The sequence below is a fragment of the Roseateles chitinivorans genome (genome assembly GCF_050632235.1).
Taxonomy (GTDB): Bacteria; Pseudomonadota; Gammaproteobacteria; order Burkholderiales; family Burkholderiaceae_C; genus Roseateles; species Roseateles chitinivorans_A.
Genome location: NZ_CP192584.1, coordinates 1,816,171 through 1,840,057 on the forward strand (window position 1 = coordinate 1,816,171; position 23,887 = coordinate 1,840,057).

At 68.1% G+C, this 23,887-nt stretch carries 23 protein-coding genes; 11 read left to right on the forward strand and 12 right to left on the reverse strand.

Features of this window, described 5'->3' with window-relative positions:
• Positions 1 to 15: 15 nt before the first annotated feature.
• Together ACQ859_RS08145 and ubiE are read left to right on the forward strand one after the other, a co-directional pair.
• Entirely contained in the window at positions 16 to 450 is a 435-nt protein-coding gene (locus tag ACQ859_RS08145; protein WP_431265360.1) for a gamma-butyrobetaine hydroxylase-like domain-containing protein, read from the forward strand.
• A 58-nt stretch (positions 451 to 508) separates the two neighbouring features.
• Positions 509 to 1,240 (forward strand): bifunctional demethylmenaquinone methyltransferase/2-methoxy-6-polyprenyl-1,4-benzoquinol methylase UbiE, encoded by a 732-nt coding sequence (gene ubiE / locus ACQ859_RS08150; protein WP_421034723.1) that lies wholly within the window; start codon positions 509 to 511, stop codon positions 1,238 to 1,240.
• A gap of 123 nt (positions 1,241 to 1,363) precedes the next feature.
• On the opposite strand, the gene ACQ859_RS08155 is transcribed toward ubiE, so the two are convergent.
• Positions 1,364 to 1,612 (reverse strand): hypothetical protein, encoded by a 249-nt coding sequence (locus ACQ859_RS08155; RefSeq protein ID WP_431258998.1) that lies wholly within the window; start codon positions 1,610 to 1,612, stop codon positions 1,364 to 1,366.
• A gap of 60 nt (positions 1,613 to 1,672) precedes the next feature.
• Positions 1,673 to 2,737, reverse strand: a complete 1,065-nt coding sequence (locus ACQ859_RS08160; RefSeq protein ID WP_431265361.1) for a flavodoxin family protein — start codon at positions 2,735 to 2,737, stop codon at positions 1,673 to 1,675.
• Positions 2,738 to 3,128: 391 nt separating this feature from the next.
• On the opposite strand from ACQ859_RS08160, the gene ACQ859_RS08165 reads away from it, so the two are divergent.
• Positions 3,129 to 3,848 carry a PEP-CTERM sorting domain-containing protein gene (locus tag ACQ859_RS08165; RefSeq protein WP_431265362.1) on the forward strand — a complete coding sequence of 240 codons (720 nt, stop codon included), beginning with the start codon at positions 3,129 to 3,131 and terminating at the stop codon, positions 3,846 to 3,848.
• 23 nt (positions 3,849 to 3,871) lie between these two features.
• Entirely contained in the window at positions 3,872 to 6,340 is a 2,469-nt protein-coding gene (locus tag ACQ859_RS08170; protein ID WP_431265363.1) for a CehA/McbA family metallohydrolase, read from the forward strand.
• Between the two features lie 163 nt (positions 6,341 to 6,503).
• Here ACQ859_RS08170 and ACQ859_RS08175 read toward each other — a convergent pair whose 3' ends face one another.
• From ACQ859_RS08175 to ACQ859_RS08200, 6 genes are all read right to left on the reverse strand, one after another.
• Complete coding sequence (locus ACQ859_RS08175) at positions 6,504 to 8,027, reverse strand: TolC family protein (RefSeq protein WP_431265364.1); 1,524 nt, start codon at positions 8,025 to 8,027, stop codon at positions 6,504 to 6,506.
• 8 nt (positions 8,028 to 8,035) lie between these two features.
• Entirely contained in the window at positions 8,036 to 8,986 is a 951-nt protein-coding gene (locus tag ACQ859_RS08180) for an efflux RND transporter periplasmic adaptor subunit (RefSeq protein WP_431265365.1), read from the reverse strand.
• Between the two features lie 61 nt (positions 8,987 to 9,047).
• Positions 9,048 to 9,266 carry a DUF1656 domain-containing protein gene (locus ACQ859_RS08185; RefSeq protein WP_431265366.1) on the reverse strand — a complete coding sequence of 73 codons (219 nt, stop codon included), beginning with the start codon at positions 9,264 to 9,266 and terminating at the stop codon, positions 9,048 to 9,050.
• Entirely contained in the window at positions 9,263 to 11,560 is a 2,298-nt protein-coding gene (locus ACQ859_RS08190) for an FUSC family protein (protein ID WP_431265367.1), read from the reverse strand. Before ACQ859_RS08190 ends, ACQ859_RS08185 begins: the two co-directional genes overlap by 4 nt.
• 25 nt (positions 11,561 to 11,585) lie before the next feature.
• Positions 11,586 to 12,092: a MarR family winged helix-turn-helix transcriptional regulator gene (locus ACQ859_RS08195; RefSeq protein WP_431265368.1), complete on the reverse strand. Its 507-nt coding sequence runs from the start codon at positions 12,090 to 12,092 to the stop codon at positions 11,586 to 11,588.
• 205 nt (positions 12,093 to 12,297) lie between these two features.
• Complete coding sequence (locus ACQ859_RS08200; RefSeq protein ID WP_431265369.1) at positions 12,298 to 13,656, reverse strand: MFS transporter; 1,359 nt, start codon at positions 13,654 to 13,656, stop codon at positions 12,298 to 12,300.
• Positions 13,657 to 13,871: 215 nt separating this feature from the next.
• Between ACQ859_RS08200 and cyoA the strand changes: the two genes are divergently transcribed.
• The 7 genes from cyoA (at position 13,872) to ACQ859_RS08235 (ending at position 20,888) form a co-directional block, all read left to right on the forward strand.
• The gene (gene cyoA / locus ACQ859_RS08205) at positions 13,872 to 14,957 is read left to right on the forward strand and encodes a ubiquinol oxidase subunit II (RefSeq protein WP_088406191.1); all 1,086 of its coding nucleotides are present in this window, start codon (positions 13,872 to 13,874) and stop codon (positions 14,955 to 14,957) included.
• Positions 14,958 to 15,022: 65 nt separating this feature from the next.
• Positions 15,023 to 17,017, forward strand: coding sequence for a cytochrome o ubiquinol oxidase subunit I (gene cyoB, locus ACQ859_RS08210; protein WP_431265370.1), 1,995 nt, complete (start codon positions 15,023 to 15,025; stop codon positions 17,015 to 17,017).
• 22 nt (positions 17,018 to 17,039) lie between these two features.
• The gene (cyoC, locus tag ACQ859_RS08215; RefSeq protein WP_088406189.1) at positions 17,040 to 17,663 is read left to right on the forward strand and encodes a cytochrome o ubiquinol oxidase subunit III; all 624 of its coding nucleotides are present in this window, start codon (positions 17,040 to 17,042) and stop codon (positions 17,661 to 17,663) included.
• The gene (cyoD, locus tag ACQ859_RS08220; RefSeq protein WP_431265371.1) at positions 17,660 to 18,058 is read left to right on the forward strand and encodes a cytochrome o ubiquinol oxidase subunit IV; all 399 of its coding nucleotides are present in this window, start codon (positions 17,660 to 17,662) and stop codon (positions 18,056 to 18,058) included. The genes cyoC and cyoD overlap by 4 nt, the downstream gene beginning before the upstream one ends.
• Entirely contained in the window at positions 18,058 to 18,909 is an 852-nt protein-coding gene (locus tag ACQ859_RS08225) for an SURF1 family protein (protein ID WP_431265372.1), read from the forward strand. Before cyoD ends, ACQ859_RS08225 begins: the two co-directional genes overlap by 1 nt.
• Before the next feature lie 10 nt (positions 18,910 to 18,919).
• Positions 18,920 to 20,329 carry an ATP-binding protein gene (locus ACQ859_RS08230; RefSeq protein ID WP_431265373.1) on the forward strand — a complete coding sequence of 470 codons (1,410 nt, stop codon included), beginning with the start codon at positions 18,920 to 18,922 and terminating at the stop codon, positions 20,327 to 20,329.
• Entirely contained in the window at positions 20,316 to 20,888 is a 573-nt protein-coding gene (locus ACQ859_RS08235) for a response regulator transcription factor (RefSeq protein WP_431265374.1), read from the forward strand. Before ACQ859_RS08230 ends, ACQ859_RS08235 begins: the two co-directional genes overlap by 14 nt.
• Before the next feature lie 26 nt (positions 20,889 to 20,914).
• On the opposite strand, the gene ACQ859_RS08240 is transcribed toward ACQ859_RS08235, so the two are convergent.
• The 4 genes from ACQ859_RS08240 to ACQ859_RS08255 form a co-directional block, all read right to left on the reverse strand.
• The gene (locus tag ACQ859_RS08240) at positions 20,915 to 21,553 is read right to left on the reverse strand and encodes a phage Gp37/Gp68 family protein (protein ID WP_431265375.1); all 639 of its coding nucleotides are present in this window, start codon (positions 21,551 to 21,553) and stop codon (positions 20,915 to 20,917) included.
• 121 nt (positions 21,554 to 21,674) lie between these two features.
• Positions 21,675 to 22,433, reverse strand: a complete 759-nt coding sequence (gene tcmP / locus ACQ859_RS08245; protein ID WP_431265376.1) for a three-Cys-motif partner protein TcmP — start codon at positions 22,431 to 22,433, stop codon at positions 21,675 to 21,677.
• Between the two features lie 297 nt (positions 22,434 to 22,730).
• Positions 22,731 to 23,198: a glycine zipper 2TM domain-containing protein gene (locus tag ACQ859_RS08250; protein WP_431265377.1), complete on the reverse strand. Its 468-nt coding sequence runs from the start codon at positions 23,196 to 23,198 to the stop codon at positions 22,731 to 22,733.
• Positions 23,199 to 23,397: 199 nt separating this feature from the next.
• Complete coding sequence (locus ACQ859_RS08255) at positions 23,398 to 23,838, reverse strand: winged helix-turn-helix transcriptional regulator (protein WP_431265378.1); 441 nt, start codon at positions 23,836 to 23,838, stop codon at positions 23,398 to 23,400.
• Between the last annotated feature and the right edge of the window lie 49 nt (positions 23,839 to 23,887).

A 23,887-nucleotide genomic window follows, 5' to 3' on the forward strand; every position in this document is an offset into this window, starting at 1 on the left:
TTCCCGCGCGGTTCCATGGCCGGTCTCGCCCCCAATTCACCGCTTCCCACCGACATCGTCGTGCACCAGCAGTCCAAGGTGCTGGAGCTCGCCTTCACCGACGGCGCGCGGTTCCGCATCCCGTTCGAGCTGATGCGCGTGCGCAGCCCGTCGGCGGAGGTGCAGGGCCACGGCCCCGGCCAGGAGACGCTGCAGACCGGCAAGCGCGAGGTCACCATCGTCGCGGTCGAGCAGGTCGGCCATTACGCGCTCAAGCCGACCTTCTCCGACGGTCATGACAGCGGCCTGTTCACCTGGGCCTACCTGTACGAGCTGGGCCGCGACCAGGACGCCCTGATGCGCGACTACGAAGAGAAGCTGGCCGCCGCGGGCCTGGACCGCGACGCGCCCATGGCGACGAAGGGCTCGGGCGGCCATTCGCACGGCGGCGGCAGCTGCAGCAGCCATTGATCGATCGCCCTCTCGCGGCCATCGCCCCCCGACGCTCCCCATTCAGCAGGACCCCACCATGAGCTCCACCCATTTCGGCTTCGAGTCCGTCGACGAAACCGCCAAGGCCAAACGCGTGCGCGGCGTCTTCGACTCGGTCGCGTCGCGCTACGACGTCATGAACGACCTGATGTCGATGGGGATGCACCGCGCCTGGAAGCTGTACACGCTGGCCGTGGCCAACCTGAAGCCGGGCGACCGCGTGCTGGACATCGCCGGCGGCACCGGCGACATGGCGCGGCTGTTCGCGAAGAAGGTCGGCGAGCGCGGCATGGTCGTGCACACCGACATCAACGAGGCGATGCTGCGCACCGGCCGCGAGCGGTTGATCGACGAGGGCATGGTCCTGCCGACCAACCTCTGCGACGCCGAGGCGCTGCCTTACAAGGACGGTTCCTTCGACCTGGTGTGCGTGGCCTTCGGCCTGCGCAACATGACGCACAAGGACCAGGCGCTGGCCGAGATGAACCGTGTGCTGCGCCCGGGCGGCCGGCTGCTGGTGCTGGAGTTCTCGCAGGTCGCCGAGCCGCTGCGCAAGCCCTACGACTGGTACTCGTTCAAGGTGCTGCCGCGCATCGGCTCGCTGATCGCCGGCGACGCCGACAGCTACCGCTACCTGGCGGAGTCGATCCGCATGCACCCGCCGCAGGCCGAGCTCAAGGCCATGATGAAGACGGCGGGCTTCGGCCACGTGGACGTGCACAACCTGACCGGCGGCGTCGTGGCGCTGCATGCGGGCATCAAGTGCTGACCCCCGCGCAAGCCTGAAGGCGGCGCAAAGGAGACCAGGGCCCCGAACGGGGCCCTGTCTCATTGGAGAACGGACATCGGCGGAGAAGCCGCGCGGGGTCGGCGCGGCATCGACGCCGAAGCGTCAGCAGGGCGCCTTCCATTCCCTGAGTTCGGTCGCGAGGATCGGATGGCCGTCCGAGTCCGCGCGGCGGGCGAGTTCGTCGACATTGCCCTCGGTGACGAACTCATGACCGACGCCCTTCACGAGCTGGCCGTAGACGCTGTCGAGGTCGTCGGCATCGACGTCGTTGTCGGTGGTGGGGAACGGCGGCACGTCGGCCGGCAGTTCCGGACGGAGTTGCTGCGTCGGACGGGAAGGGGAGTGGGCCATCGGAGTGCTCCTTGAGTCGATGAAGGCTGGGGGAGGTCGTACGGAATGGCGAGGCCGTCGTCACTTCGGGCGGACGGCCTGGCGATGGGGACGGGGCAGGTTTCCCTCCCGCAACTGCTTGACCGCGTCGCCGACGAGGTCGGCCACCAGGCGGACCTCGTCCTGGAGGGCCTCGTCGCGGTCAAGCGCCTCGTGGCTGTTGAAGTAGGGCTCGAAGTAGCCGATGTAACGGTCGAGGCGGGAAAGATTGCCGGCATCGACCAGCCCCATCCAGTCGAGCCAGTCGCCGAGGTTGCGGCGCTGCGCCTCGACGCCGGCCACGTCGCCGTGCACCACCAGGCCGTAGGTGCGACCTTCGAGGTGCTTCGGATAGTCCCAGCCCTTCTCTTCGATGGCCTTGGCTTCGGCGACCTTCTTGCCGTGGGTCGAGGTCGGATCCGGATTGCCCCCGTCGGCACAGACCAGGCGGTCGATCATGAGCTTCAACGCGCTCGGTGACTGGTACCAGTAGGTCGGGGTGAGCAGGATCACGCCATGCGCGGAGACCCAGCGCTCGTAGATCTCGTTCATCCAGTCGCTGGACTGGTCGAGCGCGTGATTCGGATAGCAGCTGCAAGGCCAGTGGCAGAGCGGCATCGCCGTCGACACGCAGCCCTTGCAGGGATGGATCTGGCGCCCGTACTCGGAGGTGATCAGGCTCAGGTCCAGCACATCGACGATCACGTCGTGGCGGGTGAGCTGCTCCTTGGCGATCTGCGTGAGACGCCAGGTCTTGGACATCTCGCCCGGACAGGTGCCGTCGTTGCGGTCGCTGCCGCAGACCAGCAGCACGCGGGAGCGCGTCGCGGGATCGCTCCAGCGCTGCTGGGCCATCTTGAGGCGCTGCTGCGTGTCCAGCCATTCGACCGCGACCTCATACGACGGATCCTTGAAGCCGTGGCCTGCGGGGCGTGTGATCGGCGCCTTGCGGCCTTCCTTCATCGCCTCGAAGGCGATGGTCTCCAGGCGCTCGATCGCCTTGTCTTCGGCGCGGTAGGCCGGATCCTGGAAGCGGCGCATGAAGCGCTCGTGGAACTGCTCGCGGGTCAGCTCCGCAGGCTGCTGGCCCTTGCGGATCACGGTCATCGGCGGCCTCTCGGGTGGCGGTGGGGACAGTATTCGAGGGACTGCCCGCCACGGCCGTCGGAGAGCGGCGCCTTCGACGGCAGGTCTTGTCCTACGGGCGTCGCAACCCCGGACTCATGACGGTGCGACCCGCACCGCGATCGCGATGTCCGCCCCGCCGTTGCACCGCGGCAGGGCCTCATCCCCGGGAGCATCCCCCTCAAACGCGGGGTGCGGCATTCCCGCCTCCGGGCTTCCCCGCAACCTGCTTGTCACGAAGCGACCCTACGCTCCGCCCGTTCCTTCACGTGCGTGAAGTCAAGCGCACAACATCACACATTTGCTGACAAATTTTTGCCGTAAACGTTTGCGCAAACTTTTGATCCAACCAAAGCCAGTCCGAGGGGTCGCCATGACATTCAAATCCATCCTGCTCGCCGCAGGTCTTCTGCTGACGGGTCTCGCGCAGGCCGACACCGTCGCACTCTGGAGCTACAGCCCCGACCGCGGCGGCATCGTCTCCACCAAGCCGACGTACACCGACAACGGCAATGCGTCCTTCGACCCGCTGGGCGTCAGCACCACCTTCGTCAGCCAGTCCGGCTCGTCGGACACCACCGCCGGCTCGATGGCGCTGAACACCGCCGGCTACGCCGCGCAAGGCACCGGCGACCGCACGACCGGCGTGCGTTTCTCCATCGACACCACCGGCTTCCAGGACATCGTCCTGACCTTCGACCAGCGCAACAGCGCCACCGCCTCCGCCTGGACCGCGCTGCAGTACACGCTCGACGGCGAGAACTGGATCGAGGCCACCACCTTCCGCATGCTCCGCGACAGCGTCTTCGTGAAGGGCCTGGGCTTCGACTTCTCCGACATCGCCGGCGTCGACAACAACGCCAACTTCGCCGTGCAGCTGGTCAGCATGTTCGCGCCCGGCACGCAGGGCTACGTCGGCACCGGCGGCAACTACGGCACGGGCGGCACCATCCGCTACGACATGGTGCTGTTCGCCGGCTCCCTGATCCCCGAGGTCGACGTGCCGGAAGTGCCCGAGCCCGCCTCGATCCTGCTGACCCTGGCCGCGCTGGGCGCGATGGGCGTGAGCATCCGCCGCCGCAAGCAAGCCTGAACCTCGTCGAGGAGAACATCCCCATGAACTTCCGCCTCCTGTTCCCGATCTCCGGGCGCGCCGTGCTGCGCGTGACCACGCTGAGCGCGATGGCCGTCGTGCTGACCGCCTGCGGCGGCGGCCTCAACGGCGAGAAGTCGCAGCCGCAGTCGCAGGCGACCACGCCCGACGAGCGCGCGACCGCGCTGACCGCCGATCCCGCGGCCAAGTACCCCGACCACCATGAGTTCGACGCCGCGCTGGACGTGCCGTTCACCGGCGCCGAAGCCACCGGCGCGCGCGAGTTCGCGGTCCACCTCGATTACGTCGGCGCACCGGCCGGCACGCTGCTGGCCTACCGCGTCGAACTGCGTTCGCCCGCCGGTGCCGTCGTCAAGCGCTGGAGCGGCGTCGAGAAGTACGCCGGCGACGTCAAGAGCGTCGCGCTGAACTGGGCCGGCCGCGGCGACGCGAGCCTGCCGGACGGCCTCTACACCGCGACCCTGACCGCGCTCAGCGCGAAGGCCGACACGGCACTCAAGGGCACCGGCGCCGAGGCGCAGTTCGACGAGATCCTCGCCGCGCAGCAGGCCGGCGACGGCGGCCACGCGGTCGAGCAGAGCTGGAACTTCGCGCTCGGCAAGCCGGCCAAGATCGCGATGGGCACGCTGCGTCCGCTGGCCATGGGCGCCTCGGGCGAGGCCGACCAGCGCGTGCGCGCGCAGTCGGCGGTGATCGGCGCGGGCTCCTGGCCCTACACGATCTACTACGGCAGCTTCCACGGCCAGACCAACGACTCCGACGGCGGCGGCGCCATCGGCAGCTGCAGCTCGTCGCAGCCGGCGCAGACCGGCGCCTTCGGCCCCGACGCGGCCTTCCCGTACGCCAAGAGCGCGGGCCTGGACATCTTCGCCAACACCGACCACAACCACTACTACGACGGCTCGTCGAGCACCAACACCGGCGGCAGCGCCACCGCGGCCAAGGCGCGCTACCAGCGCGGCCTGCAGATCGCGGCCGACTACACCGCGTCCACCCCCGGCTTCCTGGCCGTGTACGGCATGGAGTGGGGCGTCATCAGCAACGGCGGCCACCTCAACATCTTCAACAGCAACGAGCTGTTCTCGTGGGAGTACAACGCGCAGAACGAGCTGTTCGGCGACCGCTACATCGCCAAGAACGACTACGCGACGCTGTACTCGGTGATGCGCGCGCAGGGCCTGATCGGCCAGTTCAACCATCCGGACTCGAGCGGCCAGTTCATCATCAACGGCACCGACATGGCCTACAGCGCCGACGGCGACGAGGTGATGGTGATGTCCGAGGTGATGAACACCTCCGCGTTCTCGTCCAACACGACCGAGAGCGAGACCTCGCGCAGTTCGTACGAAGGCTCGTGGAAGAAGCTGCTGGAGCGCGGCTTCCACGTCGCGCCGGCGACCAACCAGGACAACCACTGCGCCAACTGGGGCAAGTCCTACACCAACCGCACCGCGGTGCTGATCCCCACGGGCACGCCGCTGAGCAAGGCCGCGCTGGTCGACGCGCTGAAGGCGCGCCGCGTCTTCGCGACGCTGGACAAGAACTCGCAGCTGATCTTCAGCGCCAACGGCAAGATCATGGGCGAGCGCTTCGACAACGCCGGCGCGCTGTCGCTCAACGTCGGGTTCTACAACCCGAACGGCCGCACGGTGGTGCAGACCGAGATCTGGGAAGGCGTCCCCGGCCGCAACGGCACGGTCACGCTGCTGGGCAACAGCCCGACCGCGACGATCACGCCGGCCAACGGCAAGCACTTCTACTACGCCAAGGTCACGCAGGACGACGGCAAGGTGCTGTGGTCCGCGCCGATCTGGGTCAACCAGGGCGTCAGCGGCGGCGACACCACGCCGCCGTCGGTGACGGCCGCGGTGAATGGCACCACCGGCACGATCACGTTCTCCGCCACCGCCAGCGACAACGTCGGCGTGACGCAGGTCGAGTTCTGGCTGGACGGCGCGCTGCGTGACATTGACACGACGGCGCCGTACTCGATCGACGTCAACTCGACGCAACTGACCAACGGCACGCACAGCCTGGTGGCCAAGGCCTACGACGCGGCCGGCAACACGACGACGTCGACGCCGGTGAGCTTCACCATCAACAACGTCGTCGATGCGGCCGACGAAGTCGAGCCCAACAACACGATCGCCGCCGCGAACGTGCTGGGCAGCCGCAACCAGCTGACCGGCTTCATCGGCTCGGCCAGCGACATCGACTTCTTCAAGGTCACCCTGGCCGCGAACCAGCGCCTGCGCGTGGACATGACCGGCCCGACCTCGCCGAGCATCGACTACGACCTGTACGTGGTGAAGTCCACCGGCACCGGGCTGGCGCGCTCGGAGGCGGTCGGCAGCACGGAGTCGCTGACGTACCAGAACGGCGCGACCGCGCAGACGGTCTACATCAAGGTGATGTCGTACGCGGGATCAAGCACGACCTCGCCCTACAAGCTGACGATCAGCTATCCGTGATGAAGGAACACGGCCGCTGAGGGGCGGCCGAGGAGGAGGAGAAGGAGGAGGCGCGAGCGCTCTCACTCTTGCTCCCTCTCCCGTTTGCGGGAGAGGGTGGGGGTGAGGGCCAGCGCCCGGTGAAGTCAGAGAAAGGCGGTCCCGGGAAGGGCCGCCTTTTTCGTTAGCGCGCCGCGTGAGCTTCCTTCTCGGTCCGCTCCGGGGACGATTCCCAGCCGCCGCCCAGCGCGAGGAACAACTGCACCTGTTCGTCGATCAGCGTGGCCTCGGAGGCGGCCAGCGCCGCGTCGCTCGCAGCGAGCGCGCGCTCGGCATCGAGCGCGTCCAGGTAGGCGACCTTGCCGCCCTGATACAGCCGCCGCGCCTGCCCGGCGACGATCGCCGCCTCATCGCGCGAGGCCTGCAGCGCCGCGCGGCGGTCCAGCTCGCGGGCGTACTGGTTGAGGGCGGTCTCGGTCTCGCGCAGCGCGTTCAGCACCGTGCCGTCGAAGCGCGCCGCAGCTTGTCGCGTGCCGGCCTCGGCCTGCGCGATCCGCGCGTCGGCGACGCCGTTGTTCGGCAGCGTCCACGAGATCAGCGGACCGAGGCTCCAGCTCAGCGTGTCGCTCTTGCCGAAGCCGGCGAGCGTGCCTGCCGAGCCGGCCGACAGCCCCAGGCTGATCTTCGGATACCGGTCCGCGATCGCGACGCCGATGCGCGCCGTGGCCGCATGCAGTTCGCGCTCGGCCTGCCGGATGTCGGGCCTGCGGCGCAGCAGCGCGGCGCCGTCCCCGACCGGGAGCGTGCCGGTCACCTGGGGTGCGACATGGCAGTCGGCCAGCTCACGCGGGAAATCCTCCGGCAACTCGCCGGTCAGTGTTGCGAGCCGGTACAGCGCTGATTGCCGCTGCGCCAGCAAGGGCGGCAGCGCGGCGCGCAACTGCTGGAGCTGGCTGCGGGCACGGGCGGCGTCGATCTCGCCGACGCGGCCGGCGTGCTGCAGGCGCTCGGTGACGTCGATCGCCTCGCGCTGGAGGTCGACCGAGTGCTGCGCGGACGTGAGTCGCTGGCCTGTCGCGCAGGCTTCCGCATACGCGCGCGCCGTGCCCGCCGCGACGTTCACCTTGACGAGATCGAGCGCGGCCGACGCGGCTTCGGTGCTCGCATGCGAGGACTCGATCGCGCGCCGGATCTGGCCGAACAGGTCGAGCTGGTACGACAGGCCCACGCCCGCGCTGTAGCGGTAGGTGTCGGGCGGCACATAGTCCTTTTTCAGCATCGACAGGCCCGACGGGTGCCCGTAGCTCGGGCCGCCGTTGACGCTGATCGTCGGCTTCTCGCCGCCGGCGACTTCGGATTCGAGGGCCTGGACCCGCTCGAGGTTCGCCACCGCCTGGCGCAGGTCGGTGTTGCGCGCGAGCGCCTGCTCGACCAGTCCATCCAGCCGGGGATCCTGGAACAGACGCCACCAGTGCGGCGGCAGCGGCGCGGCGTCGAACGGGACCGAGGCTGTCGCCGTGCCCTTGGCTTCAGCGTCGGTCTTCGCGGTCTTCGCGCTCTCTGCGGCGCGTTGCTGTTCCAGGAAGTTCGCCGATGCGCGGGGCTTCAGCACGACAGCCTCGGCGGGCACCTGGTAGTCCGGACCTTTCGGCGTCGTGGAGCAGGCGGCGAGCGCCGCCGCCGCGATCACCGCCAACAGGGGCTTCATCGCGCTGCTCATGACTTCAACTCCGCCTTCATTGCCGCCGTGGTTGCGGTCGCCGAGGTCGCCGAGGTCGTCCTCAAGGGCGGCGGTCCCGGCATCACCTGCACGGTGACCGTCTGCCCGGCGACGAGCCGCTCGCCCGCCGGCAGCGGATCGAGCTTCACCCGCACCGGCACGCGCTGCGGCAGCCGCACCCAGTTGAAGGTCGGGTTCACGCTGGGCAGCAGGTTGGCGCTGGTGCTGCGGTCGCGGTCGGCGATGCCGGCGGACAGGCTCTCCACGCGGCCGGTCAGCGCGCGGCTCGCGCCCATCGGCTTGACCTCGACGGCGTCGCCGACGTGGATGCGGGGCAGCTTGGTCTCCTCGAAGTAGCCCTCGACGTAGAGCGAGCCCGCATCCACCAGCGCGAGCACCGGATGGCCGGCGCTCGCGTACGCGCCCTGGCGCAGGTCGAAGTTGGTGATCGTGCCGGCGGACGGCGCGCGGATCTCGGCGCGTGCCAGATTGAGCTTCGCGCTGTCGACGGCCACCTCGGCCTGTGCAACGGCGGCGCGCGCCTGCTCGGCGCGGCTGCGGGTCTGTTCGCTCGCTTCCTGGGAGACCAGCGTGCCGAGACCGCGGTTGCGGTCGGCTTCGCGCAGGGCCTGCGCGAGTGCGACCTTCTGCGCCGACAGCTGCGCCTGCGATTGCCGCAGCGCCAGCTCGAAGCGCGCGCGGTCGACCTCGAACAGCAGCGCGCCGGCGGCGACCTGCTGGTTGTCCTGCACTGGCACGGCGGTGACGAGGCCGGAGACGTCCGGCGCGATCTGCACGACGTTGGCGCGCACGCGGCCGTCACGGGTCCAGGGCTGGAGTTCGTAGCGGTCCCAGAGCTTGCCGGCCGCCCACAGGGCGCCGCCGACCACGGCCAGGGTGACGGCCATCGAGATCACGCGGCGATAGGGGAAGGAGGAAGTGTTCATGTCGTCGGGTCCGGACTTCCGGAGAGAGTCATTCGTTGATCGGTCGAAGGCGTTGTCGTTGTCATCCCGGCCCATGCAGCAGGCGAAGCGAGGCAACGCTCAAGCCCCACAACAGCAGCACGTAGACCGCGAGGTCGAACAGCGCCGGATGCCAGATCCAGCGGTACGCGCCGATCGCAGCCAGCAACCGCCGCACCGCGGACAGCGCCAGCAGCGCCAGCGCCGCGAGCGGCATCAGCCAGGGCAGGTAGAGCCCGAAGAAATCCACTGCGCCGGTCATGCCGGGTTCTCCTTGTTGGGATCGATGGGAGCGACCGCGTCGATGAGGTCGATCGGATCTGTCACGTCCGATGGCTCGATCGTCTCGGAAGGCTCGATCGCATCGGACCGATCCGCGTGATCGGGGGACTCGACGGCGCCGACGGGGAGCTGCGGCGCGGGCGCCTGCGGGAACAGGTTGCGACGCAGGCCCATGAGCGCGCTGGCGGCGGGGATCGCTTCCGCCGGCAGCGGCAACGCGGCGGGGTAGGCCCCGACGAGCGCTGCGAGTGCGGCGTCCAGCCGGTCCCGCACGATCGAGGGCGGCGCAGCGATCGCATCGGCGCGGCCGGCGATGCGCGCGCGCTGCCAATCGCCGATGGCGTCGAGCAGCGGTTGCAGCGGCAGCGTCGCTTCGGCGGGGAGGCGGCCGCGCGCGCCCTGGAGCGCGACCAGGTCGGCACCCACGCGCAGGTCGTGCAGCGCGTCGTCGGTGGGGACGCCCGGCACCGAGCCGCCCGCCTGCGCGACGCGCGGCGCCAGCAGCGAGATGCGGTCCAGCATGCGCAGCAGATAGGCCTGCGCGCGTCCGGCGGAACGCGGCAGGCGGGCGAGCTCGTCGAGCTCGCGCCAGGTCGCGCGCTGGATGCGCCGGGCGCTCCAGTCCGCGCCGACCGAACGCATCAGCCGCGTGACCCGCGCCGCGACGAACACGCCGGCCAACTGGCCCGACATCGAGTTCAGGAAACTCGTCAGGTCCGCCTGCGCGGTGTCGTGCATCACCAGCGTGCCGATGACGCCGAACAGGAAGGGCAGGGCGGCGCCGAAGGTCGACGGCCGGCCGACATAGGCGCCGACGATCAGGAACATCGGCGCGCAGACGGCCATCAGCGTCCACAGATCCTGCACCAGCGGCAGCAGCACCAGCACGTAGAGCGCGCCGAAGGGCATCGACAGCACGGTCCAGTGGAGGAAGCCGTTGATGGCCGGCACGGGATCGTCCATCGCCGCGAAGAAGCAGCAGAAGATCGCCGCCATCATCGCGGCGGCCGAGCCCATCGGCCAGCCGGTGAGGATCCAGAACGCGCAGCAGACCAGGATCGCGATCAGCGCGGCCGCGCCGGACCACAGCGCCATGCCCATGTCGCGGTGGAGCTTGGGGCCGCTCGGCGCCGCGGTGGGCCGCGAGCGCATGGCCTCGCCCGCGAGGCCGCGGTCGATGTCGGCGCGCAGGTGCATGCAATGCAGCCAGCCGTCGAGCAGTGTGCCCAGCCGCTCCGCCAGCGCGACGCGCAGCAGGCGCGCCCACGGATCGTCGGCGAGACGGGCCCGTGCGATCTCGCCGGTCAGCGCGGCAAGTTGCGCACGCAGTGCGGGGAGTCGCGTTTCAGCTTCGGCGGCCGGCAATACGAGCCATGGGCCGATGGCGTCGAGCATCGCGCTCACATCGTCGGGAAGACGGGTGTCGTCGGCATGCGCCTCCAAGGCCTGCAGCCGATCCTCCACGCCCGCCAGCAGCGGCGTCAGCGCGGCGACGCCGTCCTGCATCGCGTGCACGGCGTCGGCGGTCCAGCGCAGGTGGCTGGTGTCGAACGGGATGTGGATGGACAGCAGCCGCAGCTGCGTGATGTCGCCGGCGACGCGGCGGCGGTCCGCGCCGCCGTCCCGGCGACCGGCGATGTCGGTCAGCCAGGCGCGCGTGTCGCCGAGCGTGCGGTCCAGCAGCCCGAGCACGGAGCTCGACAGACTCTTCGGCAGCACCAGGCTGTGCACCAGCGTCGCGGCCAGCACGCCGAGGCCGATCTCCTCGAGGCGCGCGACGGCGGTATCGAAGATCGCCAGCGGCGTGTCCACCGACGGGAAGCCGATCAGCGCGGCGGTGTAGCCGGCCAGCATGAAGGCATAAGCGCGCGGCGTGCGGTCGCGCAGCGACAGGCACAGGCAGCCCGCCACCCACAGCGCGAGCGCCAGGCTCAGCAGCTCCGGCGCGTTGGCGAAGCGCGGCACCAGCAGCACCGCCGCCGCGCCGCCGATCAGCGTGCCGATGAAGCGGAACAGCCCCTTCGATCGCACCGCGCCGGCCAGCGGGTTCGCGACGACGTAGGCCGTCATCAGCGCCCAGAACGGCCGCGGCTGTCCGGCCCAGCTCGCCAGGAACACCGCCAGCATCGCGGCGGCGAAGGCCTTGAACGAGAAGAGCCACTCGGCGCCGGTGAAGCCGGGGCGCAACACGGCGGGCAGCGTCGGCAACCGCAGTGAGGGCATGCGCAGCGACGTCACGCGGCGCCCGGGGAAGGAGGGGGCAGGGAATTTCATGGCCGCTGTACTGCTCGAGGCGGCTTCACTTGCGCCGCGGCGGCACGACCGCCTTGGGCGCGCCCACGCGCTCGGACAGCGTGGCGAAGACGCGCAACGCGGCTTCGATGTCGGCGTCCGCGATGCCCTCGTAGAGCGCGTTGCGCAGGTCGCGCAGCGTGTCCTCGATCTGCTCGCAGGCCCCCGCGCCCAGGGCGGTCAGGTGCAGCGTCTTGGCGCGCCGGTCACCCGGATCCTCGTGACGTTCGATGAAGCCGCCGGTGATCAGCTGGTCCAGCGAACGCGTCAGCGAGGGCCCCTCGATGCCCAGCAGCGTCGCGAGCTCGCCCTGGCGCAGTCCGTCGCCGCTGCGGCCGATCATCACCAGGGGCCAGGCGAGCGCCTGCGACAGCCCTACGTGCGCCATGGCCAGGTTGGCCTTGGCCCGGTAGGCCCGCTCCAGCACGGGCAGCGTCATGCCGATCGACATCAGCGCCGTTTCGCGGGCGGTGCGCGTCAGGGCGCGGGGCGGCTTGGGATTCGAGGACGTCATGGCCACGATTCTAATTAGGTAGCTTGCTATCTAATTCAGTAGGGTCTTTTGATCGAGCGGTCATGTCCTGGCCAGGCTTGGGCAGGCGAGGGCCAAGGAAAACGGCCGATCTCTCGATCGGCCGTTGCTTTTTCGCGTCGCGGGCTGTCAAGCCCGTGTCGCGAGTTCGGGCGTCAGGCGCGCAGGGCGTCTGACGCCGAGGGGGTCAATCCTTGTCCTTCATCGTGAGCATGCGGTTGGTGCGCAGCGCCACCAGGGTCACGATCGCGCCCGACAGCAGGTAGGCGGTCACCGCCCACAGCCCGAACTTGGCCGACAGCCCCAGCGCCACCAGCGGGGCGAAGGCCGCGCCGATGATCCAGGCCAGGTCGGAAGTCAGCGCCGCGCCCGTGTAGCGGAAGTGGGGCAGGAAGTTGGACGTCACCGCGCCCGAGGACTGGCCGTAGGACAGCCCCAGCAGCACGAAGCCCACCAGGATGAAGATGTTCTGGCCCATGGTGCCGCTGTCCAGCAGGATGGGCGCGAAGAGGCTGAAGATGCCGATCGTCGTGGCCAGCATGCCCAGCGTGCTGCGCCGGCCGATGCGGTCCGCGATCAGCCCGGAGATGGGCATGGCCCCCGCCGCCAGCAGGGCGCCGATGATCTGCACGACCAGGAACTGGGTGACGTTCTGGTCACCGTACAGCATCACCCACGACAGCGGGAACACCGTGACGATGTGGAACAGCGCATAGCTGGCCAGCGCCGCGAACGCGCCGATGAACAGGTTGGCGCCCTGCTTCTCGAACAGCTCGTCGACATCGCAGGGATCCAGCTCATGCTCCTCGAGGTTCTTCTCGTACTCGTGCGTCACGACCAGGCGCAGCCGCGCGAACAGCGCCACCACGTTGATCGCGAACGCCGCGAAGAACGGGAAGCGCCAGCCCCAGCTGAGGAAGTCGATGGTCGCCAGGCTGCTCCACAGGTAGGCGTAGAGCGCCGCGGCGATCAGGAAGCCGATCGGCGCGCCGAGCTGCCCCAGCATCGCGTACCAGCCGCGCCGGCCCGCGGGGGCGTTCAGCGCCAGCAGCGAGGGCAGGCCGTCCCAGGAGCCGCCCAGGGCCAGGCCCTGACCGATCCGGCACAGCGCCAGCAGCCCGATGGCCGCCCCGCCCCAGGTGTTGAACCCGGGCAGGACCGCGATCGTGCAGGTCGAGACGCCCAGCAGGAACAGCGCCACCGTCAGCTTCACGCTGCGGCCGAAGCGCCGCTGGATCTCCATCCCGACCAGCGTGCCGATCGGCCGGACGACGAAGGCCAGCGCCAGCAGCGCGAAAGCGTACAGCGTCCCCTCCAGCCGCTCCATGTGCGGGAAGAAGATCGACGGGAACACCAGGACCGAGGCGATGCCGTAGACGAAGAAGTCGAAGTACTCCGACGCCCGCCCGATGACCACGCCCACCGCGATGTCGCCCGGGGCGACCGCGTCCTGTTCCTCTTTCGTCGCCACCCCGTTGCCTCGCGGCAGCGGCTGGCCCACGGTCGCCAGGTGTTGCCCGGCTGTCGGAAGGGTGCTGCTGTTCATACGTCTCCTACCTGGGACAAAATGTCCAATAGTTAGCTTTGGTCAATCGGGCAAAATCTGCGCCCGGCGTGCAACGGTCGACAAGTGTCGTTTTCCCCTTTATCGCTTTCCCTTCGGAAGAAACCCCACCAGGCTTCGGACGACGGGATCCGTACCGCAAGGCGCGGCGAGGAGGGGGTTCCGCGTGAACTACGCCTGATGGTCTGCTGAGTCCCATGTACCTCAAAGCATCTGCAAAAACAAGTCTCGCCGGCCCCATCCGGTCACTGGCCCGTCTCGGGCTGCTGGCCCTGGCGCTGCCCCTCACCGCCTGCAACATGGTCGTGATGAAACCTTCGGGCGACATCGCGAACCAGCAGGCGCAGCTCATCGTCGCATCGACGCTGCTGATGCTGCTGATCATCGTCCCGGTGATCATCCTCACGCTGGTCTTCGCCTTCCGCTACCGCGCGTCCAACACCCAGGCGACCTACTCGCCGGAGTGGGACCACTCCACGCGGCTCGAACTGATCATCTGGGGCGCGCCGCTGCTGATCATCATCGCGCTGGGCGCGATGACCTGGATCAGCACCCACAAGCTGGATCCCTTCCGCCCGCTCGAGCGGCTGGACGCGCAGCGTGCCATCCCCGCCGGGGTCGAGCCGCTGAACGTCGAGGTCGTGGCGCTGGACTGGAAGTGGCTGTTCATCTATCCGGACCAGGGCGTGGCGACCGTCAACGAACTGGTCGCGCCGGTGGATCGTCCGATCCACTTCAAGATCAGCTCGTCGACCGTGATGAACGCGTTCTACGTGCCCGCCATGGCCGGCATGATCTACGCGATGCCCGGCATGCAGAGCCAGCTCCACGCCGTGATCAACAAGCCCGGCGTGTACGACGGTTTCTCGTCGAACTTCAGCGGCGACGGCTTCTCGCACATGCGCTTCAAGTTCCACGGCCTGAGCAACGACGAGTTCGCCGCCTGGGTCGAGCGCAACAAGGCCGACGGCGTCGCGCTGACCAAGGAGCTGTACCTGGACCTCGAGAAGCCGACCGAGCGTCAGCCGGTGCGCCGCTTCTCCAGCGTCGCGCCCGGCCTGTTCGACGCGGTCGTCAATCGCTGCGTCGACGGTTCCAAGATGTGCATGGGCCAGATGATGGCCATCGACGCGGCCGGCGGCGGCGGCAAGGGCGCCATCGACGGCCTGGCCAGCAAGCCCTGGAGCAACGAGCAGAAGCGGATCTTCGTGGCCGCGCTGTGCACGCCTGACAACGCGGGGCAGTACGCCTCGCAATGGCAGGCCTCGGCCACCCGTAACTGATCGGCTTCCCGGCGCGTTTGCTCTGACCAGCAGCGCCGGGATCGAAAGCACAACAGAGATCCAAGATGATTGACGCTCAAAAGCTCATCTTCGGGCGCCTCAGCCTAGAGGCGCTTCCGCTGCACGAGCCGATCCTGATCGGCACCTTCGCGATGGTCGCCCTGGGCGGCCTCGTGGTCCTCGCGCTGATGACCAAGTTCCGCCTGTGGGGCCCCTTCTGGCGCGACTGGGTGACCAGCATCGACCACAAGAAGATCGGCATCATGTACATCGTGCTGGGCCTGGTCATGCTGCTGCGCGGCTTCGCCGACGCGCTCATGATGCGCGCGCAGCAGGCCATCGCCTTCGGCGACCAGCTGGGCTTCCTGCCCCCGCACCACTACGACCAGGTCTTCACCGCCCACGGCGTGATCATGATCTTCTTCGTGGCGATGCCGCTGATCACGGGCTTCATGAACTACGTCGTGCCGCTGCAGATCGGCGCGCGCGACGTGGCCTTCCCGTTCCTGAACAACTTCAGCTTCTGGATGACCACCGGCGGCGCCGTGCTGTGCATGGCCTCGCTGTTCGTCGGCGAATTCGCGCGCACCGGCTGGCTGGCCTATCCGCCGCTGTCGGGACTGCTGGCCAGTCCGGGCGTGGGGGTGGACTACTACATCTGGTCGCTGCAGGTGGCGGGTGTCGGCACCACGCTCTCGGGCATCAACCTGATCGCGACCATCATCAAGATGCGCGCGCCGGGCATGACCATGATGAAGATGCCGGTCTTCACCTGGACCTCGCTGTGCTCCAACATCCTGATCGTGGCCTCGTTCCCGATCCTGACCGCGGCTCTGGCGCTGCTGTCGCTGGACCGTTACGCCGGCACCAACTTCTTCACGACCGATCTTGGCGGCAACGCCATGATGTACATCAACCTGATCTGGATCTGGGGCCACCCCGAGGTCTACATCCTGGTGCTGCCGGCCTTCGGCATCTTCTCCGAGGTGGTCTCCACCTTCAGCCAGAAGAAGCTGTTCGGCTACGCGTCCATGGTCTACGCGACCGTCGTGATCACCATCCTGTCCTACCTCGTGTGGCTGCACCACTTCTTCACGATGGGATCGGGGGCCAGCGTCAACTCGTTCTTCGGCATCACGACGATGATCATCTCGATCCCGACGGGCGCGAAGATCTTCAACTGGCTGTTCACGATGTACCGCGGCCGCATCAAGTTCGAGGTCCCGATGTACTGGACCGTCGGCTTCATGGTCACCTTCGTGATCGGTGGCATGACGGGCGTGCTGCTGGCGGTGCCGCCGGCCGACTTCGTGCTGCACAACTCGCTGTTCCTGATCGCCCACTTCCACAACGTGATCATCGGCGGCGTGCTGTTCGGCCTGCTGGCGGGCATCTCGTTCTGGTTCCCCAAGGCCTTCGGCTACAAGCTGGATCCGTTCTGGGGCAAGTGCTCGTTCTGGTTCTGGCAGATCGGCTTCTTCGTGGCCTTCACGCCGCTGTACGTCCTGGGCCTGATGGGCGTGACGCGCCGCATGAGCCACTTCGACGATCCGTCGTTCCAGATCTGGTTCCAGATCGCCGCCTTCGGCGCGCTGCTGATCGCAGCGGGCATCGGCAGCTTCCTGATCCAGCTGGTGGTGAGCTACTTCAAGCGCGACCAGCTGCGCGACTTCGACGGCGATCCGTGGCAGGGCCGCACGCTGGAGTGGTCGACCTCGTCGCCACCGCCGCAGTACAACTTCGCGTTCACGCCGGTGGTCCACGACCATGACGCGTGGCACGACATGAAGACCCGCGGCCATCAGCGCCCGGTCGACGGCTTCAAGGAGATCCACATGCCGAAGAACACCGGCGCCGGCGTGATCCTGGCCGGCCTGTCGACGCTGTTCGGCTTCGCCCTGATCTGGCACATGTGGCTGGTGGCGGGTGTCGCCTTCGCGGTCACGGTGATCGCGGCGATCGTCCACACCTTCAACTACAAGCGCGACTACTACATCCCCGCGGATGAAGTGGCCCGCACGGAAGAAGCCCGCACCAAGGTGCTGGCCGCCCAGGCCTGATTCCGCAGCGAGCGAACTCCAAATGCAAGCAACGACCCTGACGAACAACACCGGCGCGCCGGTGTTCTACGACAACGGCGACCATCACCCGCAGCACGGCACGCTGCTCGGGTTCTGGATCTACCTGATGAGCGACTGCCTCATCTTCGCGGTGCTGTTCGCGACGTATGCGGTGCTGGGCCGCAGCTACGCGGCCGGCCCGTCGGGCGCCGACCTCTTCGACCTGCCGCTGGTGGCGCTGAACACCGGTTTCCTGCTGCTCTCTTCGATCACCTATGGCTTCGCCATGATCAAGATGCTGGGCAACAAGAAGACCGGCACGCTGGCCTGGCTGGCGGTCACCGGCGTGCTCGGCCTGTGCTTCCTGGCGGTGGAACTCTATGAGTTCGCGCACCTGATCCACGAAGGCGCGGGTCCGCAGCGCAGCGCGTTCCTGTCCTCGTTCTTCACGCTGGTCGGCACGCACGGCCTGCACGTCACCTTCGGCTGCATCTGGCTGGTCACGCTGATGATCCAGGTCTCCAAGCTGGGTCTGACCAAGGAAAACAAGCGCCGCCTGATCTGCCTGTCGATGTTCTGGCACTTCCTGGACGTGATCTGGATCGGTGTCTTCACCTTCGTTTATCTGATGGGAGTGCTGCCGTGAGCAACAACCACCAACACGACCACGGCCACGGTCATGACGACCATGGGCACGATGACCACGAGGACGTCGGCTACCACGCCACCGTCAAGGGCTACCTGATCGGCTTCCTGCTGTCGCTGATCCTGACGGCGATCCCGTTCTTCCTGGTGATGACGAAGTCGATCTCGTCGTCGGCGGCGATGGGCATCGTGCTGCTGGGCTTCGCGGCCGTGCAGATCGTGGTCCACATGGTCTATTTCCTGCACATGAACTCGAAGGTCGAGGGCGGCTGGTCGATGCTGTCGCTGATCTTCACGATCGCCGTCGTGGTGATCATGCTGGCCGGCTCGATCTGGGTGATGTTCCATCTGAACAGCAACATGATGCCGGTCCACGACATGCGCAACATGCCCTGATGACCGCGTTCCTCACGGAACCGCAGCGGCCGCGCCGCGGCATCGCCTTCTGGGCGTTGCTGCTGGGCGCGGCCCTTTCGTTTGCGGTGTTCATTTCCCTCGGCGTCTGGCAGGTGCAACGGCTGGCGTGGAAGGAAGACCTGATCGCCCGGCTGGACAAGCGGCTGGCGGCGGCGCCCGAGCGCGCGCCCGGCGCGGACCGCTGGGACGCGATCACGAAGGACGGCGACGAGTACCGCAAGGTCGCGCTCACCGGCACCTTCGACCACTCGCGCGAGACGCTGGTCGGCGCGAGCACCGAGCTCGGCACCGGCTATTGGGTGCTGACGCCGCTGCGCACGGAGCGCGGCGACTGGGTGCTGGTCAATCGCGGCTTCGTGCCGCCGGAGTTCAAGACGCGTGCGTCGCGCACGGCGTCGGAGACGCAGGGCGAGGACCGTGTCATCGGCCTGCTGCGGCTCACCGAGCCCGACGGCAGCCTGCTGCGCAAGAACGAGCCGGCGCAGGACCGCTGGTACTCGCGCGACGTCGCTGCGATCGCCAAGGCGAGGAAGGTGGTCGAAGGGCCGGTGGCGCCGTACTTCGTCGACGCCGCCGCGGCGGACGACCAGACGCAATGGCCGCGCGGCGGGTTGACGGTGGTGCGCTTCAACAACCACCATCTGCAGTACGCGCTGACGTGGTTCGCGATGGCGGCGATGCTCGCCGGCGTGGGGATCTGGCTGTGGCGCTTGGAGCGCCGCAGATCCCCGACCGATGGCGACGACAGCCGGCCTTGGCGAGGTGTCGACGCTGATGGTGACGACGGACTGGATGCTGGCTCCGAAGCCGGCCCGGACGTGCGGGACTGAGGCGCCGACCATGCCCTTGAGCCGTCCCGATCCGGACGACGACCACCCCGACGACAGCCGTTACCTGGACGGCGCGGCGGGCGCGCTGGGCATCGAGGACTCCTCGGGCGAAGGCGCGCTGCAGGCCGGCCGCAACAACCTGCAGCAGCTGGTGCAGCTGCGCTGGCTGGCGGCGGCGGGGCAGTTCGGCACGGTGCTGTCGGTGCACTTCGCGCTGCACATCCGGCTGCCGATGCCGGAGATGCTGACGCTGCTGGCGATCCTGGTGCTGTTCAACGTGGCCTGCTGGCTGCGCACCCGCTGGGTGCCCAGCGTGCGTAACGCCGAGCTCTTCGCCGGCCTGCTCGTCGACATCGCGGTGCTGAGCGGCCAGCTGTACTACAGCGGCGGTGTCACCAACCCCTTCATCTTCCTGTTCCTGCTGCAGATCGCGGTGGGCGCGGTGCTGCTGCCCTCGCGCTACATCTGGTTCACGGTGGCGGTGACGGGCGGCTGCTTCGTGGCGCTGACGCAGTGGCACCTGCCGCTGCTGGTGCCGGACATGGAAGGGCTGGCGCTGCCGACGCACTACATCGGCGGTCTGCTGATCTGCTTCGCGATCAACGCGGCGCTGCTGGTGATCTTCATCCAGCGCATCGGGCGCAACCTGCGCCAGCGCGACGCGCGGCTGGCCGACCTGCGCCAGCGCGCGGCCGAGGAGGAGCACATCGTCCGCATGGGCCTGCTCGCCTCGGGCGCGGCGCACGAGCTCGGCACGCCGCTGGCGACGCTGTCGGTGATCCTGGGCGACTGGTCGCGGATGGCGCCGTTCGCCGGCGATCCGGAGCTGCGCGAGGAGATCGAGGAGATGCAGATCCAGCTGCGCCGCTGCAAGGCGATCGTCAGCGGGATCCTGATGTCGGCGGGCGAGCTGCGCGGCGAGGCGCCGACGGTGACGACGCTGCAGGCCTTCCTCGACGAGCTGGCCGAGCACTGGCGCGCGACGCGCCCGCACCACGGCCTGGAGTACCTGCCGGCGTCGGATCTGCCGAAGGTGCGGATCGTGTCGGACGTCGGGCTCAAGCAGATGATCGACAACGTGCTGGACAACGCGCTCGAGGCCGCGCCGGGCCTCCCGGTGACGTTGCGCGCGCTGGCCGAGGAGGGCGAGCTGGTGCTGCGCGTCAGCGACCGCGGGACCGGCTTCCTGCCCGAGATGCTGGAGCGCTTCGGCAAGCCCTATCAATCGAGCAAGGGCCGGGCGGGCGGCGGGCTGGGGCTGTTCCTCGCGCTGAACGTCGTGCGCTCGCTGGGTGGGCGGCTGCAGGCGCGCAACCGGTCGTCCGAGGAGGGCGGCGGCGCCGAGGTGGAGATCCGGATGCCCCTGTCCGCACTGGCGCCCCTGGGACTGCCTGACAATGCCGCCCATGACCACGGATGACCTCGCCGCGGATACCGACCGCCTGCTGCTGATCGTCGAGGACGACGATGCGTTCGCGCGCACGCTGTCGCGCTCGTTCGAGCGCCGCGGCTACCAGGTGCTGCGCGCGACGACCGTGGAGCAGGTGCAGAAGCTGCTGGCCGACCGCGGGCCGGAGGAGGCGCCGGAGTACGCGGTCGTCGACCTGAAGCTGGCGGGCGGCGGCTCGGGCCTGGCCTGCGTGCAGACGCTGCACGAGCACGACCAGGAGATGGTGATCGTCGTGCTCACCGGCTACGCGAGCATCGCGACGGCGGTGGAGGCGATCAAGCTCGGCGCGCGTCACTACCTCGCGAAGCCGGCGAACACCGACGACATCGAGGCCGCGTTCTCGCGCGCCCAGGGCGATGCGGACGTCGAAGTCACCGATCGCGCGACCACGTCCATCAAGACGCTGGAATGGGAACACATCCACGAGACGCTGGCGGCGACCGACTTCAACATCTCCGAGACCGCGCGGCGGTTGGGCATGCACCGGCGCACGCTGGCACGCAAGCTGGAGAAGCAGCGGGTGAAATAGGACGAGCGGTTCGTCCCTGCGGATTCTCAGGGCGCCGTGGCGGGCATCTCGTCCCAGGTGCGTCCTTCGAGCACGCGACCGTTGGCCGACTTGGCACGCCGTTTCCCATCGGCGCCCCAGCCACCCCATTGCTTGAAGAAGAAGGCGACCCCCTGGGCCTCGCACTGTTGCTGCACGGCCAGCGCCCATGCCTTTTTCATCGGCCTGGCTTTCGGCCCCGACTCGCCGCCGACGATCACCCAATGCATATCGCTCAGGTCTATCGGACCGAGGTCCTCGAGCAGCGGTTCCACCGAAAGGAACCGAATCGACGCCGGCACCTTCCGGAGTTGATCGATGCGCGGCAGACCATATTTCCGATCCTCCACGGAGACGCCGATCCACGCATTGCGCGGCACCGGATGCGCTGCGAAGAAGGCGGCCAGACGGTCGGCGCGCTTGGTGAGGATCTGGTAGGTGTGCTGCGGCGTCCGGGCGATGACGTCGAAAACCTGGGTGATGAACTTATCCGGGATCTCGTCGTGGAAGAGGTCGGACATCGAGTTCACGAAATACACCGTCGGTTTCTTTCGACCGAGAGGGTCGTCGAGTCGATCGGGGAGCAGCGTGAGTTCGAAGCCGTTGGCGTAGCCCGGTGCGCGCATGGCCTGCAGGCGTCGCGCCATCACTTCGGCGTAGCAGTGCTTGCATCCGGGGAGATCTTGGTGCATCCGACCGTCGGATTCCAGGTGCGCTCGGTCCATTCGATGCGGCTGACAGTGGTCATGAAGCAGTCCAGGCGATTGATCAGAAGGGTAGCGACAGGTTGGGACTCTTTGCGACGTCGTTCCAGATCCGTTCCGGGAACGGATTCCTGCTGAAGAAGACCAGGCGATAAATCGCTCGGCCTTCGGATTCGATCAGCGGCATCACATCGCTGATCGTCATGCCGAGTCCACGAATCTTCCCGCACCAGTAGTCGAAGAACCAGTCCTTGAGGCTCGCTTTCGACAAACCGTTCGGCATGTTGAGGCGCCAATCGGGCGCGGCCTCAGCGAACCGATCACGCTTGGGATCAAGTTCCATGTCGACATTGCGTGTCAGATCCATGAGGCTGAAGTGCACGGCGAAGTCCACGCACTTCAAGCGGCTCAGTTGCTCGATGAGCGAAAAGGACAGGTATTGCAGGTTGTAGGGATCCAGGTAGGCCAGGCAAAGCGCTCCGCGAGGAACCTGGCGAACCATGAGAGGCACAGTCTCGGCCGCCGGACCCACGAAGCGTCGTGCGGGTGCGCCCAGGGCGCGAAGACGGTGCTCGCAGGCCTCGGCCCGATCGGCGTCGAGATCGCCCACGAAGACGTGCGTGAAAGGACACCCCGAGGCGACGGACTGCCGCCATGCCACGATCGCGCCGCCGTCGCGAGTGTCCTCCTCCCCTTTATCTGAACGCGGCCGGGGCCGCAGAACGGGTCGATCAGGACACGACGCGGGAACTTCGTCTGGGCCTTGCGCGTGCCGTCGATGTATTTCGCCAGGCAGGTGTGCTTGATTTCGGGAACCCACCATCCCACTCCCTCGTCGGCGGGCCCGCGTTCAACGGGCATTCTTGGGCAGGGGTCAGGGTGGCGGGGCAGGATGAAGGAGGTACGTTTGTTCATCCCGCCATGTTCTGCAGGGGGTTCTCCGAGAACAAACCCAAAGCATTGCTGATGAGCCTCTTTCATCCACACTTCTAAGGAAGAGCGATGACTGCAATGGAGGTCTGAGTCGCGATCAGCTCGCTGATGTCAGAGCCGGAAACGACAGAAGGGGCCGCGAGGCCCCTTCGTCGTGATGAGCGTGCAACGCCCGCTTGAGCAGCGCTCAGTTCGTCCGCGTCGCCGCCGGCGCGCGCATCACGCGCGACTTGCCGCCGGTGGTGACGATGATCACCGGCTCGCCGGAGGCGAAGTTCTCGTTGCCTTGCGCCTGGACGATCGCGCGGCGTTCGCCGTTGCGCAGCTGCAGCAGGATCTCGACGGCCTGTTCCTTCGTCGTGCTGCGTTCCACCGCGTTGCCCAGCGCCGCGCCGGCCACCGCGCCCAGCACGCCGACGATCACGCCCTCGCGGCTGCCGCCCACGCTGCCGCCGGCCACGCCGCCCGCCACCGCACCCGCGACGGCACCGACGCCGCTCTGCGAGCCGTCCACCGTCACCGGACGCCAGGACAGCACCGTCGCGTCCTGCACCTGCGACAGGCGCTGCGCGTCGCCGCGCTGGATCACGTCGGGATTCGTCGTCGTGCAGGCGGCCAGGGCCACCACCATCGTGGCAATCAGCAGCTTCTTCATCTCAGTTCTCCAAGTCGATGCCCGGCCAACGAACAATCGGGTGTTCCCGTTGACCAGGCAACAAGTCTTTACCTCGCCGCCATCGGGCCTGCCGCCCGTGAAGGCCGCGTGGAGAGACTCTACAGCAGCCGGCTTTGGAGGCTCTTAAGCGGAGCGGACGACTGCACCGCCGACACGGGCAAATCCGTCGCCCGGCGGTTCACGCGCTCCGGGCGGCCTTGACTTCAGCGAGCGTCGCAAAGCGCTGCCGTGCCTGCGCAATCTCTTCCCGATGGCGCTCGGCCCATTGCCACACGCCACACAGCGCGCGGCTCAGTTCGCGGCCCAGCGGCGTCAGCTCGTACTCCACGCGGGGCGGCACTTCCGCATGCACGGTGCGCGTGAGCAGGCCGTCCTCCTCCATGCCGCGCAGCACCTGCGTGAGCACCTTCTGACTCACCGCCCCGACGCGTTGCCGGACCTCGGTGAAGCGCAGCCGACCGTGCTCCGTCAGCACCTCCAGCGCGATCAGCGACCACTTGTCCGCGACCCTGCCGATGATGTCGCGGACCACGCCTTCGACTTCGGGATCCAGCGGCTCGCCGCTGTGGGGATGGACGAAGTGATGCGGGGGCGCGGTGCGGGAGGTGGGGGTGGTCATGATTGGTCCAAAGGTTACCGGCAGGTAATCAGGCGCCCGAAAAGTGCGT

What these genes read in the sequence shown, in the direction of transcription:
- ACQ859_RS08160 (WP_431265361.1), bottom strand. Translation starts at nt 2,737, where the DNA reads ATGACCGTGATCCGCAAGGGCCAGCAGCCTGCGGAGCTGACCCGCGAG.
- ACQ859_RS08180 (WP_431265365.1), bottom strand. Translation starts at nt 8,986, where the DNA reads ATGAACACTTCCTCCTTCCCCTATCGCCGCGTGATCTCGATGGCCGTC.
- ACQ859_RS08235 (WP_431265374.1), top strand. Translation starts at nt 20,316, where the DNA reads ATGACCACGGATGACCTCGCCGCGGATACCGACCGCCTGCTGCTGATC.
- cyoA (WP_088406191.1), top strand. Translation starts at nt 13,872, where the DNA reads ATGTACCTCAAAGCATCTGCAAAAACAAGTCTCGCCGGCCCCATCCGG.
- ACQ859_RS08175 (WP_431265364.1), bottom strand. Translation starts at nt 8,027, where the DNA reads ATGAAGCCCCTGTTGGCGGTGATCGCGGCGGCGGCGCTCGCCGCCTGC.
- tcmP (WP_431265376.1), bottom strand. Translation starts at nt 22,433, where the DNA reads ATGGTGGGTTCCCGAAATCAAGCACACCTGCCTGGCGAAATACATCGA.
- ACQ859_RS08225 (WP_431265372.1), top strand. Translation starts at nt 18,058, where the DNA reads ATGACCGCGTTCCTCACGGAACCGCAGCGGCCGCGCCGCGGCATCGCC.
- ACQ859_RS08145 (WP_431265360.1), top strand. Translation starts at nt 16, where the DNA reads ATGGCCGGTCTCGCCCCCAATTCACCGCTTCCCACCGACATCGTCGTG.
- cyoB (WP_431265370.1), top strand. Translation starts at nt 15,023, where the DNA reads ATGATTGACGCTCAAAAGCTCATCTTCGGGCGCCTCAGCCTAGAGGCG.
- ACQ859_RS08190 (WP_431265367.1), bottom strand. Translation starts at nt 11,560, where the DNA reads ATGAAATTCCCTGCCCCCTCCTTCCCCGGGCGCCGCGTGACGTCGCTG.
- ACQ859_RS08170 (WP_431265363.1), top strand. Translation starts at nt 3,872, where the DNA reads ATGAACTTCCGCCTCCTGTTCCCGATCTCCGGGCGCGCCGTGCTGCGC.
- ACQ859_RS08195 (WP_431265368.1), bottom strand. Translation starts at nt 12,092, where the DNA reads ATGACGTCCTCGAATCCCAAGCCGCCCCGCGCCCTGACGCGCACCGCC.
- cyoC (WP_088406189.1), top strand. Translation starts at nt 17,040, where the DNA reads ATGCAAGCAACGACCCTGACGAACAACACCGGCGCGCCGGTGTTCTAC.
- ubiE (WP_421034723.1), top strand. Translation starts at nt 509, where the DNA reads ATGAGCTCCACCCATTTCGGCTTCGAGTCCGTCGACGAAACCGCCAAG.
- ACQ859_RS08230 (WP_431265373.1), top strand. Translation starts at nt 18,920, where the DNA reads ATGCCCTTGAGCCGTCCCGATCCGGACGACGACCACCCCGACGACAGC.
- ACQ859_RS08255 (WP_431265378.1), bottom strand. Translation starts at nt 23,838, where the DNA reads ATGACCACCCCCACCTCCCGCACCGCGCCCCCGCATCACTTCGTCCAT.
- ACQ859_RS08185 (WP_431265366.1), bottom strand. Translation starts at nt 9,266, where the DNA reads ATGACCGGCGCAGTGGATTTCTTCGGGCTCTACCTGCCCTGGCTGATG.
- ACQ859_RS08200 (WP_431265369.1), bottom strand. Translation starts at nt 13,656, where the DNA reads ATGAACAGCAGCACCCTTCCGACAGCCGGGCAACACCTGGCGACCGTG.
- ACQ859_RS08165 (WP_431265362.1), top strand. Translation starts at nt 3,129, where the DNA reads ATGACATTCAAATCCATCCTGCTCGCCGCAGGTCTTCTGCTGACGGGT.
- ACQ859_RS08250 (WP_431265377.1), bottom strand. Translation starts at nt 23,198, where the DNA reads ATGAAGAAGCTGCTGATTGCCACGATGGTGGTGGCCCTGGCCGCCTGC.
- ACQ859_RS08240 (WP_431265375.1), bottom strand. Translation starts at nt 21,553, where the DNA reads ATGGCGCGACGCCTGCAGGCCATGCGCGCACCGGGCTACGCCAACGGC.
- ACQ859_RS08155 (WP_431258998.1), bottom strand. Translation starts at nt 1,612, where the DNA reads ATGGCCCACTCCCCTTCCCGTCCGACGCAGCAACTCCGTCCGGAACTG.